The following is a 16,475-nucleotide window of genomic DNA, read 5'->3' on the forward strand; positions in this document are numbered from 1 at the left end:
GTCAGCCGTCCTGCTCGTCCGTGTAACGGGCGAGGAACGCCTTTTCGTCCGGGGTGAGCCGGCGCGGCCGGTCGATACCGAAGTCGAACGGCACCAGCAGCGTGCTGCCGGTGACCGCCCGGCGGCCGTGGTCGGAGAGCTCGTAGTGGCAGGTGAAGGCGGCCGCCCGGATGCCGGACACCCAGATCTGCACGTCCAGCGGGTCGCGTGAGTAGACGACCGGCAGCCGGTACTGGATGTCGTGGGCCGCGACGACCGTGCCCTGCCGCAGGCCGGTCTGCTCCTCCAGCGAGGCCCGGTCGAAGAACAGGTCGACGCGGGCCATCTCGAAGTACGTCAGGAAGACGACGTTGTTGACGTGGCCGTAGGCGTCCATGTCCGACCAGCGCATGGGGACCTGCACCGTGTGCCTCACGACCGACACCCTGCCGCATCCCCACCGCGCGCGGCCCGCCGGACCCGGCTCGCCCCGCACGCGCCGGCGGCCGGCCGGAGCGGGTGCTCCGGCCGGCCGTGGTGACCGGAAGGACCCCGTCCTCCTCCGCGCCTCGCACGCTCGGCGCGAGCCTCGGGACGGGGCCGTTCAGTCGCGGGTGAGCTTGCGGTAGGTGGCGCGGTGCGGCCGGGCCGCCTCCGGGCCGAGCCGCTCGACCTTGTTCTTCTCGTAGTCGGCGAAGTTGCCCTCGAACCAGAACCACTTCGACTCGCCCTCGTAGGCGAGGATGTGCGTCGCCACGCGGTCGAGGAACCAGCGGTCGTGGCTGACCACGACCGCGCAGCCCGGGAACTCCAGCAGCGCGGACTCCAGGCTGGTCAGCGTCTCGACGTCCAGGTCGTTGGTCGGCTCGTCGAGCAGCAGCAGGTTGCCGCCCTGCTTGAGGGTCAGGGCGAGGTTGAGGCGGTTGCGCTCACCACCGGACAGCACGCCGGCCGGCTTCTGCTGGTCCGGGCCCTTGAACCCGAACGCGGCGACGTAGGCCCGCGAGGGCATCTCGACGTTGCCGACCTTGATGTGGTCGAGGCCGTCGGAGACGACGTCCCACAGCGTCTTCTTGGGGTCGATGCCGGCGCGGCTCTGCTCGACGTAGGAGACCTTGACCGTCTCGCCGACCTTGATCTCGCCGTCGTCCGGCTTCTCCTCGCCGACCAGCATCTTGAACAGCGTGGTCTTGCCGGCACCGTTGGGGCCGACGACGCCGACGATGCCGTTGCGGGGCAGCGTGAAGGACAGGTCGTCGATCAGCACGCGGTCGCCGAAGCCCTTGGTGAGGTCGCTGGTCTCGACGACAACGTTGCCCAGCCGCGGGCCCGGCGGGATCTGGATCTCCTCGAAGTCCAGCTTGCGGTACTTCTCGGCCTCGGCGGCCATCTCCTCGTAGCGCTGCAGGCGTGCCTTGCTCTTCGCCTGGCGGGCCTTGGCGCCCGACCGCACCCACTCCAGCTCCTCGGCCAGGCGCTTCTGCCGCTTGGCGTCCTTGGCGCCCTCGACCTTGAGGCGGGCGGCCTTGGTCTCCAGGTAGGTGGAGTAGTTGCCCTCGTAGGGGTAGGCCCGGCCGCGGTCGAGCTCGAGGATCCACTGGGCGACGTTGTCGAGGAAGTACCGGTCGTGGGTGACGGCCACGACGGTGCCGGCGTACTTCTCCAGGTGCTGCTCCAGCCAGGCGACGCTCTCCGCGTCGAGGTGGTTGGTGGGCTCGTCGAGCAGCAGCAGGTCCGGCGCCTCGAGCAGCAGCCTGCACAGCGCGACGCGGCGGCGCTCACCACCGGAGAGGACCGTGACGTCGGCGTCGCCGGGCGGGCAGCGCAGCGCGTCCATGGCCTGCTCGATGCGCGCGTCGAGCTCCCAGCCGTCGTGGTTCTCGATGAACTCCATCAGCTCGCCCTGCTCGGCCAGCAGCGAGTCGAAGTCGGCGTCCGGCTCCCCCATCGCCGCGCTGACCTCCTCGAAGCGGGTCAGCGCGTCGCGCAGGGGCTTGACGGCCTCCTCCACGTTGCCGCGGACGTCGAGCTCCTCGTTGAGCGGCGGCTCCTGCAGCAGGATACCGACGCTGGCCTCGGGGGCCAGGTTCGCGTCACCGTTGGAAGGCTGGTCCAGGCCGGCCATGATCCTGAGGACGGTCGACTTACCGGCGCCGTTCGGGCCGACGACGCCGATCTTGGCGCCGGGCAGGAACGACAGGGTGACGTCGTCCAGGATCACCTTGTCGCCGTGCGCCTTGCGCGCACGCACCATCGTGTAGATGTACTGAGCCACTGGGCTTCGAGGCCTTCCGTCGGTTCGCGAGTGGCGGGCGGGCCGGCCGGGTGCTGGGCCTCCCCCACCTGGGTGTTTATGTTCGGTCCGGGGGGGCGGGGGGGGGGGGGGTGGGTGGGGGGGTGGGGGGCGGGCGGGGGGGGGGCGGGCCCGCCCCCGTGCGTTCTCCCCTCCGATCCTCCCAGCCCGGGCGCTCAGCTGTGCGCGGGCTCCGTGGTGAGGTCGGCGGTGTCCACCGATTGCAACGTCTCGGGACCGTCCACGTAGTCCCGGCCGCGCACCGGCTCCTCCTCGACGCCGGGGAAGTCGACGGCGGGAGCCGCCGGCACCGGCTCCGCGGCGCGGACCGACCAGCTGCGCTTGAAGACCCCGATGCCGCGGGCGAGGTTGTGGCCGACCGCGGCGGCACGGATGCGCGGCGTGCTGCGCTTCCCGTTCTCGCCCTCCCAACTGTGCGTGGTCAGCGTGCCCTGCACGATGACCGGGTCGCCCTTGCTGACGCTGCCGGACACGTTGCCGGACAGGTCGTTCCAGCACTCGACGTCGACCCAGAAGGTGCCGGCGTCGACGAACTCCTGGGTCTGGCCGTCGAAGCGGCGCGCGGTCGAGGCCAGCCGGAAGTTGGTGACCGTCCCGTTCTCCAGGCTGACGCGGCGGGGTGAGTCGACGACGTTGCCGACGACGGTGACGTGGGTGTCGTTTACGGTGCTCCTCGGGGATCTCTCCGCCGGGACCGGCGGGGACCGGCGGGGTGCCGGTACACCGACGACCCTGGTTCCCCGGCATCCACTTCGGTGACCACCCCGCGGGTCTGTGGACACCGTGAGCACCTGTGGACACCGCGGCGGGAACGGTCACCTCCTGCGTTGGCGTCATCCCGTGCGGAGTCCTGCCAGGGAATGTGAGTCTTCCGGCTCGAAGTGGGTAGACGGCCTCAAGTCGACAGGACCGCCTGGAAGCGATGGCGGACGGGCGGTAGAGGATCAGAAGGCGTGCTGAAGCGGTGGTGGCTGCCGATCACGGCGGTCGTCGTGGTCCTGCTGGTGACTGTTGCGGTCGTCTCGCTGCAGCGCCCTCGAGCAGATGCGCCGGCCAGAGGTACCAGCGGACTGGTCGCACGGGTCGTCGACGAGCGTGGTTTCCCCCTCGCCGGAACGGATGTCAGCCTGCCCGGCGGCGACACGGCCAGGACCGACGAGGACGGCTGGGTGACCGCTCCATTGACCGGCGGGCCGCGACTGGTCACGGCCGGCGCAGAGGGCCATCTCTCGCGGACCCAGGCAGTGGTCCCGGGCACGCCCACGGAGGTCCGGCTCACCTCTGCTCCCGACGAGACGGTGTCCATCCGCTTCGGCGGCGACGTGATGTTCGGGCGCAGGTTCTACGACCACGACGACGACGGCGACCGGAGCGACGGCCTGCTGCGCGAGGGGGCCTCCCCTGCCGAGCACAGCGCTCTCCTGTCCGCCGTCCGACCGCTGCTCGAGGACGCAGATCTCACGGTCGTCAACTTCGAGACCCCCCTGCTGGACCAGCCCTGGGTCGACCCGACCCAGCCTCGGCCAGTCGTGTTCCACCCGACCAAGGACTACGTCTTCGCCAGTTCACCGGTCTCCGTGCAGGCTCTCCTGGACTCCGGGGTGGACGTCGTCTCTCTGGGCAACAACCACGTGTTCGACGCGCTCCAGGGGGGCCTGGAGCAGACCCTGGCGGCCCTCGACGCGGCCGGGATGCCCCGGTTCGGTGCCGGGCGAACCGTGGACGAGGCCTGGGCGCCGGCCGTGGTCGAGCGCAAGGGCCAGCGCGTCGCCTTCCTGGGCTGCACCACCATCACCGGCACCGAACACCCCATCCCCTACGTGGCCGGGGACGCCCAGGGCGGCGCCGCGCAGTGCACCACCGAGCGGCTGGAGCGGGAGGTCGGCAAGGCGCGCGAGATGGCCGACGTCGTCGTCGTCATGGTCCACGGCGGCGAGGAGTACGAGGCCCACCAGACCGAGCTCGTCCGACAGCTCTCCGCCACAGCCGAGGCGGCCGGGGCGGCGGTCGTCGTGAACGGGCACCCGCACGTGGTCGGGGGCGTCCGCCTGGATGAGGGGGCGCTGGTGGCCGAGACGATCGGCAACCTGCTGTTCGACCAGACCGTGTGGCCGACGTTCCTGTCCTACCTGCTGAGGGTCGACGTCCGCGGTGGCCGGCCGGTCCTCGCCACCGTCGACCCCCTCTTCAACGACGATTACCTCCCCCGACCCACGGTCGGGATCCTCGCCGACGCCGCCGCCCGCCGGGCCGCCGGCCTGACCCCGGGTCCCGAGGCCCGACTGCAGGCCCCGGGAGCGGTCTTCCCAGCGGTGGGTCTCCCGTCGGCCGAGACGGTCGAGCAGGAGTTCGCGGCGGGCACGGTCGCCCGGCTGGCACCCGGGTGGTGGGTCCAGGGGGCTCCCGCGGCGGACAGCGATCGGACGGTGCGCATGGGCGAGGACCTCCTCTGGACGGGCTCGTTCGAGGACATGGACACCGATCCACGGACGGAAGGCCTGCACGGCTGGTCCCTGAGCCCGACCGCCCGCGTCTCGGAGTCGGCGGCCTGCTCCGGCGCGGTGGGCGTCCAGCTCAGCCGCAGCCCGGTCAGCACGGAGGACGTGATCGCCACTCCCCAGCACCGCCAGCTCGTCACCCCGGGCACCCAGTTGTCCCTGCTCGCCGAGGTCCGCGACGCCTCGGAAGGCGCCACGCTCGAGCTGCGGTGGTATCCCGACACCAGAGGCGGCAGCACCTCAGCGACCGCCGTGCCGATCCCCGCCGGGTCCTACGACGACGACTGCCGGCAGGTCCGGATCGACGCGACCGTGCCCGCGGGGATCGTCGCGGTGCAGCCCATGGTCCGCCTCCCCCCGCCGCTCGACGTCCAGTTCGCCGCGAGCCTCGCGGTGGACGACGTGCAGCTCGTCGCCTGGGCCCCGCCGGACACGTTCGGCCGGCGGTACCCGGTCCTGGACGTCCGTGAGGACACCACGGTGGTGCTGGGCCGGGACGGCGAGTCCCCCGGGGACCCCGTGGCCGGCGCCTCGACGTCGCCCTGAGGCGGTTCGTCGCGGAGACCCCGCACCGGCCGCGGCGGTCGACAACCCTGACATCCCCCCAGGAACAGGAAGTGGAGCTCTAGAACATGACCATCGCCCCGGGCAGGCACGCCGACGCGGTGCTCCCCGCACTCACCGACCCCGATCGGCTGGCCACCATCGAGGACACCGGGCTGCTCGCCGGCGCCGACCCGACCATGGACCGCCTGGCGCGCCTGGCCGCTGCCCTGGTCGACGCGCCCCGCGCCTTCGTCACCCTCGTCACCCCCGATAGGCAGCACCTCCCCGGCATGGTGCGCCACGACAACCCCGACGACGCAGCCCGTGAGACGCCGCTCAGCGGGTCGCTGTGCCAGTTCGCCGTGGCCACCGAGGAGCCGCTGGTCATCCCCGACGGTCGGGCGGATCCCCTCGTGCGGGACACGGAGCCGGTACGGACCGGCGACATCGGCGCCTACGCCGGCGTGCCCCTGCGCACCACGGCGGGGCACGTGCTGGGGACGCTGTGCGTCGTCGACGGCAGTGCCCGGGCCTGGGACGAGAGCCGCCTGGCACTGCTGGAGGACCTCACGGCGCTGGCCGCGAACGAGGTGAACCAGCGGCTGACCCAGGCCCGGGAACGGCGCCTCCACGAGCTGGTCGAGGAGATGGCCCGCCAGGTCCCGCCGCTGGCCGACGCCGTGCACAGTCTCGTGGACCTCGCCGAGCAGCAGGAGGAGCCACGGCTGCAGCGCTACGCCGCGCTGACCCGATCACGCCTGGAGCTCGTCCTCGCTCTGGGGCGCCGGCTGGCATCGGCGTCCTCCGCAGCGGCTCCGGTGACACCCCGTGGGCGGCAGCCGGTCGACCTCCGCAGGGTGCTGGAGAGCTGCGTCCGCAGCGCGCGGGCCGCGACCGGGACCGACGCGGTCCTGCTCGAGCTCCCCGCGGAGCCCCTGCCGGTCTGGTGCGACGCGCTGGGGCTCGAGCGATCGGTCACCCACGTCCTGGTGACCGCCCTGCACCACTCCCGCGGGGACGCCCCCGTCGTGATCCGGGGTGCCGGGCCCACGCCGGGGGGCGCCCATGCCGCGGCCGACGGGGACAGGCCGGTCGCCAGCCTCCGGGTCACCGCGGAGGACTGCCGCGTGCCCACCGGTGAGCTCGCCCGGATCGTCGCCCGCTTCCACGAGGCCACCTGCGACGAGGCCGGGACGGCGACGGCACCCGCCAGCGTCCGGATGACGGGCGGCGCGGTGACCGCGGAGAGCGGGACCGTGCGCGGCGAGAGCCGGCGGGACGGCCGGCTGGTCCTGGAGGCGCGGTGGGACCTCGCCGCGCGCTCCGCCGAGGTCAGCCGTCGATGACACCGCCGGCCATGAGGGCGGCGCCGAGGAGGTTCATGACCGCGAACGTTCCCAGCGACGTCAGCGTGGCCCCCCAGACCGTCTTCGCCCAACCCTGCCGTTGCGCGTCGTTGGCGAGCAGCGCCGGCACCATCAGCGTGATGATCGTCAGCCCCCGCCACGGGACGTAGTCCCCACCGGTCCAGGCCACCACGGCCACCTCGGCGGCCCACCCGAGGATCGCCCCCACCAGGACCATCGTGGCGAGCTTGCGCCGCCCGAAGAGCAGGAGCCGTGGCATCAGCAGGTGCACGACGACGAACCAGGTGGCGACCGCGACGACGGCCGCGAAGACGAGGTCCAGCCACCGAGGGGCGACGAGGGCGATGTACGCGCCGGAGATGAAGCCCCCGGAACGGAGACCCAGCCGGGAGAAGACGAACATCCCGATCAGCACGCTGGCCGCAGCGGCGACGATGAGGAGTTCCCTCGGGAACCCGGTTACCGAGACCAGGCCACCCACGGTCTCGCCGGGTTCCAGCGGCGCGATCTCGAGCAGGGACGTGTAGACGTAGACGAACACGCCGAGGATCGCCGTCGTCCCCAGGACGGCGACGACGGTCTTGCCGGGGCGCTGGCGCGCCATGTCGTGCGCCAGGATCCCCGGGATGAGGAAGCCGATCCCCGCCAGTCCCAGCAGGACCGGGTCCAGGGCGGCGAGTCGGTCGGCGGTGAGCGTGAGGATCATGACGAGCCCGAGTCCCACCAGGACCTCGACCTCGAACTTGCGGCGGCCGTAGAGGATCACCCGACGGGCCAGCGCCCGGTTGACGACCAGGTAGGTGCCGTAGGCAGCGACGACGGTGGTGGCGATGAAGAGCGGCCGCGGCAGGTGCAGGGCCAGGTAGGCCGGCACGATCGCGCCGCCGGTGGTCAGCTGGACCCGCTCGTAGAACAACATGCTGACGATGACGCCGACCACGAGGGCGACCCGGACCACCTCGGGCCGGAACAGGTACTCGTGCACCGCCGGTCACCCTCCCGATCGGCCGTCGCCGCCGCTGTCCGTTGCGGTGCCCGGCCGCTGTCCGGTCCCGCCGGGGTGCGCACCGGCGCGACGGATCCGGCCGGTGCTGGCCGGCATCCGGGCGGGGTCACGGGACTCGTCGAGCTCACTGCGGTGCTCGGCACCCTGCAGGTGCTCGAAGTACTCGATGAGCAGCTCGGCCTGGTCGGTGTGGATGTTGACCATGCCGATGAGGACGCCCTCGGGTCCGTCGACGAGCCCTGCGATCGTGGTCAGGATCTGGTCGAGGGTGGGCTGGACCGTCTCACCGAGCAGGTGCACCCGTTCGGCCGGATAGCCGAGCTCCACGATGGTGCGGCTGACCTGTTCCTCGTACGCACCGAAGGTGATGACGTGGTCGAGGTACGAGGACAGGTCGGTGGGGACCATCTGGGCGAACAGCTCGGCGCGACGGCCGCGGTCCCGGCGGTTGTTCAGGATGCCGATCACCGGGGCACCGGGCGGGAACTGGGCCTGGAGCGTCTCGAACGTCAGCACCACGCTCTCGCGGTCGTTCGCCGCGAACAGCGGGATCCACAGGATCCGCTTGCCCAGGACGTCGTACCAGCGCAGCCGGACGACGCCGATGTCCGGGACGGACTTCCACATCCCCTGGAGGGCGACCTGGCGCCGGATCCCGAGGAGGCGGGCGATGGCCAGGCCGATGGCCACGTTCTCCTTGAACTGGAGGTAGTCGAAGCCCCGCATGTCCTCGTCGCCTACCGCCCGCGGGTCCGCGTAGATGAGCCGGCTGCCACGCTCCTCCGCTCGCTCGCGCAGCCGGTCCCGGAGGTGCGTGCGGTCCTCAGCGGTGATCAGGATGCCGTTGCGGGGGATGGTCAGCGACAGCGAGTCGGCGATCTGCTCGAGGCTCTCCCCCATCTCCTCCTGGTGGTCCTCGCGCACGTTGGTGATCACGGTGATGTCCGAGCGGACCATGTAGTCCTGGGAGTACTGCTGGTAGAGCGGGCGCACGGCCATGCACTCGATCACCAGCGCCTCGACCTCCGGGTCCACGTGCCGGGCGACCACGTCGATCTGCTCGTTGATGGTCGCGGCGCCGCGTCGGAAGATCGGCGTCTCCTCACCCCGGCGCTCGATGACGCGGGCGGCGCTGCCGGTCGTCTTCGCCACGGTCACGAAGCCGCCCTCGCGGAGGACCCCGGCCACCAGCCGGGTGACGGTCGACTTGCCCCGGATTCCGTTGACGTGGACACGGACGTCCAGCTGGTCCAGCCGGTTCCGGTGCCCGGACACCGACGTGCGCCAGTACACGATCAGTGCGAGGGCCACGACGACCAGGAAGAGGAGGCTGAAGAGTCCGGCGGTCACGCCGCAGACTCCTCCGTCGACGAGCGGTGCGCACCGCCGGCCGCCTCCTCCACCCGGGCCGCCCGGCGGGCCGCCTCGAGGAGGGCGATCGCCCCGCTGGTCTGGTCCCCGAGCGTGGCGAGCCCCACGTGCAGCTCCGCGCACTCCACGAGATTGCGTCGCTCGTCCTGCTCCCGCACGGTGAACGCGGCCCGCGCTGCGGCGTCCAGGACCGGCCCTACGACCTCCCAGGCGGCCGCTCCGTCGGTCTCCGGCAGGATCGCGCCGAACTCGTCCGGCGGCGCTGCGAACGGCACGTCGGTGTCCCGCAGCATGCTCTCGACCAGACGGGCCACCGCACGTTGCGCGGCGTTACGGGCGTTGGCGTCGAGCGCCGGATCCAGGATCGTCACGCGGATCACGACGACGCTCAGCGGGCGGCCGTGGCTCCGCGCCCGTGCCACCTCCTCGTCGAGGCGGGCCTCGGCCACCTCCTCCGTGATCAACCCCAGCGACCCGTATGCAGGTCTGGCCGTTCCGCTGCCCTCACCGTCGCCCGCACGACGGGCGTGGATGCCGGCGGAGACCATCCCGGCCAGCCAGCCCAGCGCCACGAGGCCGAGGACGAGCGCCAGGTCCGTCGCGAAGGTCGCGGGTGTCCAGCGCTCCGCCACACGGAGCACGAGGACCACCCCGGCCGCCGTCGCGAACCCCAGGACCAGACCACCGAACGCATCCAGGAACAGCGCGCCGAGAGCCGTCACGAGCACCGCGGCCAGTCCGACCAGCGAGTAGGACCCGGCCACCGCCATCGCGACGGCACCTGCCAGGGCGGCCACTGCCAGCGCGAGGGCCACCGGGACGTGCTGGTCAGTCCAGCCCGACATCAGCTTGCGCATCGCTGCTGTCCTGCTCCTTCCACCACCGGCGAGCGGCCAGGAACAGCAGCACGAAACCCGCGGCGCCGAGACCGCCGCGCAGCAGGGCGTCGAGAGCGGCCGCCGGAACGAGATCCACGGCGGCGGCCCATACCCTGGGGAGCGGCTCTCGAACCGGACCCGAGTGGTGGGTGACACATGCCGACGTCCCGGACGCGGCCCGGGCGGCGGCGGGGACCGGTGACGGCCGTGGCAGCGGCCGTGCTGCTCACCGCGTGCTCGTCACCGGACCGGCTCGACACCGTCGTCACCGGCATCGTGGACGCCGGTCCGGGGCGCGACTCACCCGCCTACCGCTCACCGGAGCCGCTCGTCGCCCACCAGATGGCGCTGGCCGTGCTGGCCCTGCTGTCCGGTGCGGACGAGCCGGCCCTGCCGGACGGGGTGACCCTCCTGCGCAGCGTGGACGCGGACGCCCGGCCGGTCCGCGTGGTGGCCGGCGACGCCGAGGCGGGACTGGGCGTCTACGCCGTCCGGGAGGCAGCAGGGGCGCCGGCGTCGCTCGTCGTCGAGGTCCCGCACCCCCGCGCCGACAGGTGGACCGAGGACCTGGGGGTCGAGCTCTTCTCGGCCCTCGGCGCCGATGCCCTCCTCGTCGCCGGAGCCCACCGGACCGCCGGGGGCGGGTCGGCCGACGTGGCGCACCAGCCCGCCAGCGCGTTCGCCGCCGTGGACCGCGCGATCGTCGGCACCGGGACGGTCGTGGTGCAGGTCCACGGCTTCGACACCTCCCAGCACGGGGGTCCGGCAGACGTCGTCCTCTCCAATACCGACCCGACACCCGGCAGGGTCGTGGAGGAACTCGCGGACGCCCTGGAGGACGCCGGGCTCGACACCTGCGTCTACGACGGTGAGCACTGCGACGCCCTGGCCGGGACCCGCAACACGCAGGCCGCGCACGCACGAGCCGTCGGGGCGACCTTCGTCCACCTGGAGCTCGCCGCGGACCTGCGCGAGAGCGGCCCCGCCCGCGACGAGGTGGTCGAGGTCCTCACCGAGATCCTCGGCTCCTGACCCGTCGGCGCTCACCCTCCGGGACCACCGACCGGACCCGGCCACCCGATGCGGCATCCCCGCTCCCCCGACGGGGTGACCGGCCCCGCTGTCCCCCTCAACCGGCCGCCGTCCGCCGTCGATCGCACGCCGACGGGATCGGTCGATCGGGTGCTGCGCGCGCCGGGACGGAGACGGCAAGATGCGGACGGACGACAGCCGGTGTTCTGCGGGGACGAGACGGGCGCGCCGGGCGGCACTCGCCCTGGCCGTCCTGGCGCTGGCGGGGGACGCGGTGGCCGGCCCCGGCCCCACCCCGATGGCCGGCGCTGGAGACAGCGCCACGATGGCCACGGTCGCCACCACCTCGCAGACGGGGACATCCGTCCCCGGCACCACCGGCCAACTCCGGGAGGAGCGGTTCTCGGCTCCCGATCGCGTCGTCGTCAAGGACGGTGCCGGGCCGGTGGCCACCTTCACCGTGGGTTCTCGCTCGGTGACCCTGCGCGGTCCACAGCGCACCTTCGCCGAGTCCACGACCTCGGCCACCGTCACGACGACGACCTGGGTGCGGCTGCTGGACCAGCCGTTCGCCGGGGCGGTGGACTACGCCTGGCTGGCCGCGCGGATCGGCGACACGACCCCCGACGTCCTGGAGGTGGCGCGGCAGTACACCACCGGCGCACCCGACCTGCGGGACGGCACGGGGCTGCGCATCGCCGGCGACGCCTCCTACGGCCCACTGCAGGCGGACGGGACCCGGGCCGAGGGCTCGGACTTCAACGACTACCTGGGCACCCCCTGGTCGTACGGGAGCAGGGTCGACCAGCCGGAGACCGACCAGCACGGCGCCGTGGACTGCTCCGGGTACGTGCGGATGGTCTTCGGGTACCGGTCGGGCATCCCCATGGTGCTGGAGCCCGACGGCATGGCCCTGCCGCGGCGGGCCGTGCAGATGGACGCCTCGGCGCCGGGTGTCATGGTGCTCCCCAACACCGGCACACGTCCGTCGGGCCTCGGGGCACTCCAACCCGGCGACCTGGTCTTCTTCGACGCGAGCACCGACGACGACACGCTCACCGACCACGTCGGTATCTACCTCGGGCTCGACTCCGCGAAGGCGCCCCGCTTCCTCTCCAGCCGGAAGGGAGCCGACGGCCCCACGATGGGCGACGTCCGTGGCCGGTCCACCCTGTCGGGCAGCGGCCTGTACGCCACGTCCTTCAGGTCCGCGCGCCGCCTCTGAACCACCCGGCGCCGATGATCCGCCGTCCTGGGGGCGGTGCGATGATCGGAGCGCGAGCGCCCGTAGCTCAGCGGATAGAGCAGGTGCCTTCTAAGCACTTGGTCGCAGGTTCGATCCCTGCCGGGCGCGCCCACCCGGCCGCCGTCGCGCGGACCCACCACGGGTTCCGCGACGCGGCGGGCAGGCACTCAAGTGCGCCTCAAGGCCGCGGCAAGTCCGCCACCAGACCCACCCGCCACCGTTCCTCCCGAGCCCCCGCCACGGAAGGAACCAAGGTCATGACCCAGCAGATCGGCCACCCGGCATACCCCCCGCAGCCGCAGCCCCCGTCGTACGGCCCCCCCGGTCAGCCGGCCGCGCCGTTCGGTCCTCCGCCCGCCGGATCCGGCGCCCCGCAGCCGCGCCGGCGCCGCCGCACCGGCGCCCTCGTCGGCGGCATCGTCGTCGCCGTCCTCGCGATCGTCGGCCTCGGCGTCGCGGCGCTGTTTTTCTTCGGCACCAAGCTGCTCGACACCGCCGAGGCCGAGCGCGAGATCGCCCGGATCACCGAGGAGCAGGCCGGGCTGGCGGCGTCCGACGTCAGCTGCCCGGACGACGTGCCGCTCCAGGCCGGCACGACGACGACCTGCACCGGCACCCTCGACGGTCAGCCCATCTCGTTCACCGTCGAGCAGACCGACGACGAGGGGAACGTGCAGATCGCCAGCGTCGAGGACTTCGTGATCATCGCCAACGTCGAGGCCGCGCTGAGCCAGCAGGTCGGCGCCGAGGCCCAGGTCGAGGTCACCACGACCTGCGACGCCGACGGCCGCAGCGTGCTGGTCGAGGGCTTCGGGACCCCGATCCCCTGCACGGTGACCAACGCGACCGACGCCACCGACAGCCTCGACGTCATCGCCACGGTCGACGACGCCGGGAACGTCACCTACGAAGCCGCCTGACCGCCACACCCCGCCGCGGACGCGGTGGCGCCGACCGGCGCCACCGCGTCCGCGCGCGTCAGGTCCGCGGGCGCCAGCCGATGGCCGGGGCGACGTGGCGGGCCACGGTATCCAGCAGCCGCGCGTTGTACTCGACGCCCAGCATGTTGGGCACGGTGAGCAGCAGGGTGTCGGCCTCGCGGACGGCGGCGTCCTTGGCCAGCTCCTCGGCGAGCTGGTCGGGCTCGCCGACGTAGCTCTTGCCGAAGCGGGCGCGCACGCCCTCCAGCAGGCCGACCTGGTCCTCGCCCGAGCGCTCGCCGAAGTACTGCCGGTCCAGGTCGGTGGTGACCGGCAGGACGCTGCGGCTCACCGAGACCCGCGGCGTCCGGTCCCAGCCCGCGTCGGCCCAGGCGGCGCGGTACCGGGCGATCTGGTCGGCCTGGAGCTCGTCGAAGGGCACGCCGGTGTCCTCGCTGAGCAGCGTGGAGCTCATCAGGTTCAGCCCCTGGCGGGCGGCCCACTCCCCCGTCGCCCGCGTGCCGGCCCCCCACCAGATGCGCTCGGCCAGCCCCGGCGACTGCGGCTGGACCGCCAGCCTGCCGGGCATGCCGCCGGTCATCCGCGGATCGGCGTCCACCAGCCGCTCACCCCGGATCGCGGCCAGGAACAGCGCGGTCTTCTGCCGGGCGAGGTCGGCGTCGCTCATGCCGTCCGGCGGCACGTAGCCGAAGGCCTCCGAACCCCGCAGCGCCGTCTCGGGTGACCCCCGGCTGACGCCGAGCTGCAGCCGGCCGTCGCCGAGCAGGTCGGTGGTCGCCGCCTCCTCCGCCATGTACAGCGGGTTCTCGTACCGCATGTCGATGACGCCGGTGCCGACCTCGATCCGGCGGGTGCGCGCGGCCATGGCGGCCAGCAGCGGGAAGGGCGAGGCCAGCTGCCGGGCGAAGTGGTGCACCCGCACGTAGGCGCCGTCCAGCCCGATCTCCTCGGCCGCCACGGCCAGCTCCACGCTCTGCACGAGCGCATCCCGCCCGGTCCGCACCCGCGAGCCCGCGATCGGCTGCCAGTGCCCGAAGGACAGGAACCCGATCCGCTTCTCCATCACCCTCACCTCTCGTCGCTCTGCTGCGGTCGAGCACCACGGGCCCCGCGCGTGTTCCCCGACGGCGGGCGCCGCCCCTTCGAATGGGGAGCCGTCGACGTCCCATCCGGCACTCGCGCCCCACCGTGCTCAAGCAGTCACGATCTGTGACGAGCCGACCACGACTCTCCGTCAGCGGGTTCCCGGACCGGACGGCTCCTGTCCCGCAGGCTGTCCGGGTGAACCTGAGCGCCCCCGACGTGTCGCGTCCCCCGGAGGGGACCGCCGGTGCCGCCGCCGGCTCGAGGCTCCGCGCGATCGACACCCTGCTGGCCGACCGCGGGCAGCTGTTCCGCGCCCTGTTCCTCACCGCGCCGATCCCCAAGGCCCTCGTCGACCTGGACGGCCACCTCCTCGTCGTCAACGACGCCCTCTGCGCGATGACCGGGCGCACGCCCGAGGACATGGTCGGCCGGCACGTCGACCTGCTCGCCCACCCCGACGAGGCCCCGGTGCCCGACCGCGCCGACGGCCCGCTGGACCCGTGGCTGCGCGTGGACGGCGAGCGCCGGCTGCGCCGCGCCGACGGCACCGAGCTGTGGGCCACGCAGTCGCACGAGGTCATCCACACCAGCACCGGGGCGCCGCAGTTCGTCGTCCTCTCGCTGGTCGACGGAACCGACCGCCGCCGCGCGGAGGAGGACCTGGTGCGGCGGGCCTTCACCGACCCGCTGACCGGCCTGCCCAACCGGCGGGCGCTCAACGACCGGCTCAACCACGCCCTGGCGCTGTCCCGCCGCCGCGGCCTGCAGGTCGGCCTGGTGCACCTGAACCTCGACCGGTTCCAGGCGGTCAACGACGTCCTCGGCAACGAGGCCGGCGACCAGCTGCTCATCCAGGTCGCCGACCGGCTGCGCTGGAGCACGCGGGTCGAGGACACCGCGGTCCGGCTGGGCGGCGACGAGTTCCTCATCCTCGCCGAGGACGTCGAGGACCTCGACGGGCTGCGCACGATGGCCGACCGCCTGCTCGGGGTGCTCGACGACCCGTTCCTCATCGGCCAGCGCGAGATCGTGCTCTCGGCCAGCGTGGGCCTCACCCTGGGCTCCGACGTCGCCCCCGACGACCTGCTGCGCCAGGCGCACGCCGCGCTCAGCCGCGCCAAGGCCGACGGCAGCCGCGCCCGCATCGAGGTGCACGACGGGGGCCTCTCCGACAGCGAGGTCGACCAGCTGCAGCTGGAGGCCGACCTGCGCAACGCGCTGGAGTCCGACGAGCTGCGGCTGTTCTACCAGCCCATCGTGTCGCTGGCCGACGAGACGCTGCTGGGCTACGAGGCGCTCATCCGCTGGCAGCACCCGACCCGCGGGCTGCTGCCGCCGGGGGCGTTCCTCACCGCCGCCGAGGACAACCGGCTCACCTCCCGGCTGGGCGCCTGGGTGCTCCGCCAGGCCTGTTTCGACGCGGCGGGCTGGCCGGCCGGCCTGCGGGTGCACGTCAACATCTCCGCGCGGCACCTCGCCGAGCCCGGCTTCGCCGACCTGGTCGCCGACGCGCTGGCCGGGTCCGGGCTGCCGCCGGAGCGGCTGGAGCTGGAGATCACGGAGTCCACCGCGCTGTTCGCCGCCGACGCGACGCTGCACGCGGTCTCCGAGGTGACCGACGCCGGCGTCACCCTGGCGCTGGACGACTTCGGCACCGGCTACTCGGCCATCACCGCCCTCCACCGGCTGCCCATCCACACGGTCAAGATCGACCGATCGTTCGTCGCCGACGTGGTCACCCAGCCCTCGACCGCGGCGCTCGTGCAGGGCCTGGTGCAGCTCGGCCTCGGCATGGGCCTGCAGGTGATCGCCGAGGGCATCGAGGACCTCGACCAGGCCGACTGGCTGCGCGAGCACGGCTGCGAGATGGCCCAGGGCTACGCCTTCGGCCGCCCGGCGCCGCTGCCCACCACCATCCCGAGCACCGGGGACGTCGACCTGACCGGCACCCTGCCGCCCGGTGAGGTGACCGTGCAGGACGTGCTGGACGGCGAGGCCCTGGCGACCTCCGGGCTGCCGCCGGTGCCCGCCCCCCAACCGCCGGCCACCCGCGCGATGTCGGTCGACGAGCTGACCGCGGAGGAGCTGCCGCCGATCGGGCCGCTCGCCGAGGAGCGCCCTGCCGACGTGGAGGAGTAGCGGCCCCCTGCAGGTGGAAGGACCCCGTCCTCCCCGCCCTTCGCGAGCTCAGGGCGGTGCCCTGGACCGGGC

Annotated in this window: 14 protein-coding genes and 1 tRNA gene; 7 read left to right on the forward strand and 8 right to left on the reverse strand. The window is 73.1% G+C overall.

Annotated features, from left to right (window positions below):
* Window position 1 precedes the first annotated feature (1 nt).
* From ACI78Z_RS09990 to ACI78Z_RS10000, 3 genes are all read right to left on the reverse strand, one after another.
* Window positions 2-415: an acyl-CoA thioesterase gene (locus tag ACI78Z_RS09990; protein ID WP_457036380.1), complete on the reverse strand. Its 414-nt coding sequence runs from the start codon at window positions 413-415 to the stop codon at window positions 2-4.
* Between the two features lie 168 nt (window positions 416-583).
* Window positions 584-2,254, reverse strand: coding sequence for an energy-dependent translational throttle protein EttA (gene ettA / locus ACI78Z_RS09995; protein ID WP_457036381.1), 1,671 nt, complete (start codon window positions 2,252-2,254; stop codon window positions 584-586).
* A gap of 194 nt (window positions 2,255-2,448) precedes the next feature.
* Window positions 2,449-3,075 (reverse strand): single-stranded DNA-binding protein, encoded by a 627-nt coding sequence (locus tag ACI78Z_RS10000; RefSeq protein ID WP_457036382.1) that lies wholly within the window; start codon window positions 3,073-3,075, stop codon window positions 2,449-2,451.
* Window positions 3,076-3,246: 171 nt separating this feature from the next.
* On the opposite strand from ACI78Z_RS10000, the gene ACI78Z_RS10005 reads away from it, so the two are divergent.
* Both ACI78Z_RS10005 and ACI78Z_RS10010 read left to right on the forward strand, forming a co-directional pair.
* Window positions 3,247-5,337, forward strand: a complete 2,091-nt coding sequence (locus ACI78Z_RS10005) for a CapA family protein (protein WP_457036383.1) — start codon at window positions 3,247-3,249, stop codon at window positions 5,335-5,337.
* A gap of 86 nt (window positions 5,338-5,423) precedes the next feature.
* Window positions 5,424-6,683, forward strand: a complete 1,260-nt coding sequence (locus tag ACI78Z_RS10010; RefSeq protein WP_457036384.1) for a GAF domain-containing protein — start codon at window positions 5,424-5,426, stop codon at window positions 6,681-6,683.
* Here the strand turns inward: ACI78Z_RS10010 and ACI78Z_RS10015 are convergent.
* The 4 genes from ACI78Z_RS10015 to ACI78Z_RS10030 are packed head-to-tail and all read right to left on the reverse strand — an operon-like array spanning window position 6,670 to window position 10,056.
* Window positions 6,670-7,689, reverse strand: coding sequence for a poly-gamma-glutamate biosynthesis protein PgsC/CapC (locus ACI78Z_RS10015; protein ID WP_457036385.1), 1,020 nt, complete (start codon window positions 7,687-7,689; stop codon window positions 6,670-6,672). The genes ACI78Z_RS10010 and ACI78Z_RS10015 overlap by 14 nt on opposite strands.
* 6 nt (window positions 7,690-7,695) lie before the next feature.
* Window positions 7,696-9,060, reverse strand: coding sequence for a poly-gamma-glutamate synthase PgsB (gene pgsB / locus ACI78Z_RS10020; protein ID WP_457036386.1), 1,365 nt, complete (start codon window positions 9,058-9,060; stop codon window positions 7,696-7,698).
* On the reverse strand, window positions 9,057-9,938 hold the full coding sequence (locus tag ACI78Z_RS10025; RefSeq protein ID WP_457036387.1) for a hypothetical protein: 882 nt from the start codon (window positions 9,936-9,938) through the stop codon (window positions 9,057-9,059). The genes pgsB and ACI78Z_RS10025 overlap by 4 nt, the downstream gene beginning before the upstream one ends.
* On the reverse strand, window positions 9,910-10,056 hold the full coding sequence (locus tag ACI78Z_RS10030) for a hypothetical protein (protein WP_457036388.1): 147 nt from the start codon (window positions 10,054-10,056) through the stop codon (window positions 9,910-9,912). Before ACI78Z_RS10030 ends, ACI78Z_RS10025 begins: the two co-directional genes overlap by 29 nt.
* A gap of 110 nt (window positions 10,057-10,166) precedes the next feature.
* Here ACI78Z_RS10030 and ACI78Z_RS10035 point away from each other — a divergent pair, with 110 nt between their 5' ends.
* From ACI78Z_RS10035 to ACI78Z_RS10050, 4 genes are all read left to right on the forward strand, one after another.
* On the forward strand, window positions 10,167-10,991 hold the full coding sequence (locus ACI78Z_RS10035) for a hypothetical protein (RefSeq protein WP_457036389.1): 825 nt from the start codon (window positions 10,167-10,169) through the stop codon (window positions 10,989-10,991).
* Between the two features lie 181 nt (window positions 10,992-11,172).
* The gene (locus tag ACI78Z_RS10040) at window positions 11,173-12,216 is read left to right on the forward strand and encodes an NlpC/P60 family protein (RefSeq protein WP_457036390.1); all 1,044 of its coding nucleotides are present in this window, start codon (window positions 11,173-11,175) and stop codon (window positions 12,214-12,216) included.
* Between the two features lie 56 nt (window positions 12,217-12,272).
* Window positions 12,273-12,345, forward strand: a tRNA-Arg gene (locus ACI78Z_RS10045).
* 149 nt (window positions 12,346-12,494) lie between these two features.
* Complete coding sequence (locus tag ACI78Z_RS10050; protein ID WP_457036391.1) at window positions 12,495-13,157, forward strand: DUF4333 domain-containing protein; 663 nt, start codon at window positions 12,495-12,497, stop codon at window positions 13,155-13,157.
* A 58-nt stretch (window positions 13,158-13,215) separates the two neighbouring features.
* Here ACI78Z_RS10050 and ACI78Z_RS10055 read toward each other — a convergent pair whose 3' ends face one another.
* Window positions 13,216-14,241 (reverse strand): LLM class flavin-dependent oxidoreductase, encoded by a 1,026-nt coding sequence (locus tag ACI78Z_RS10055; protein ID WP_457036392.1) that lies wholly within the window; start codon window positions 14,239-14,241, stop codon window positions 13,216-13,218.
* A gap of 218 nt (window positions 14,242-14,459) precedes the next feature.
* On the opposite strand from ACI78Z_RS10055, the gene ACI78Z_RS10060 reads away from it, so the two are divergent.
* Complete coding sequence (locus ACI78Z_RS10060) at window positions 14,460-16,403, forward strand: putative bifunctional diguanylate cyclase/phosphodiesterase (protein ID WP_457036393.1); 1,944 nt, start codon at window positions 14,460-14,462, stop codon at window positions 16,401-16,403.
* Window positions 16,404-16,475 lie beyond the last annotated feature (72 nt).

This window comes from Geodermatophilus sp. SYSU D01176 (assembly GCF_054050015.1).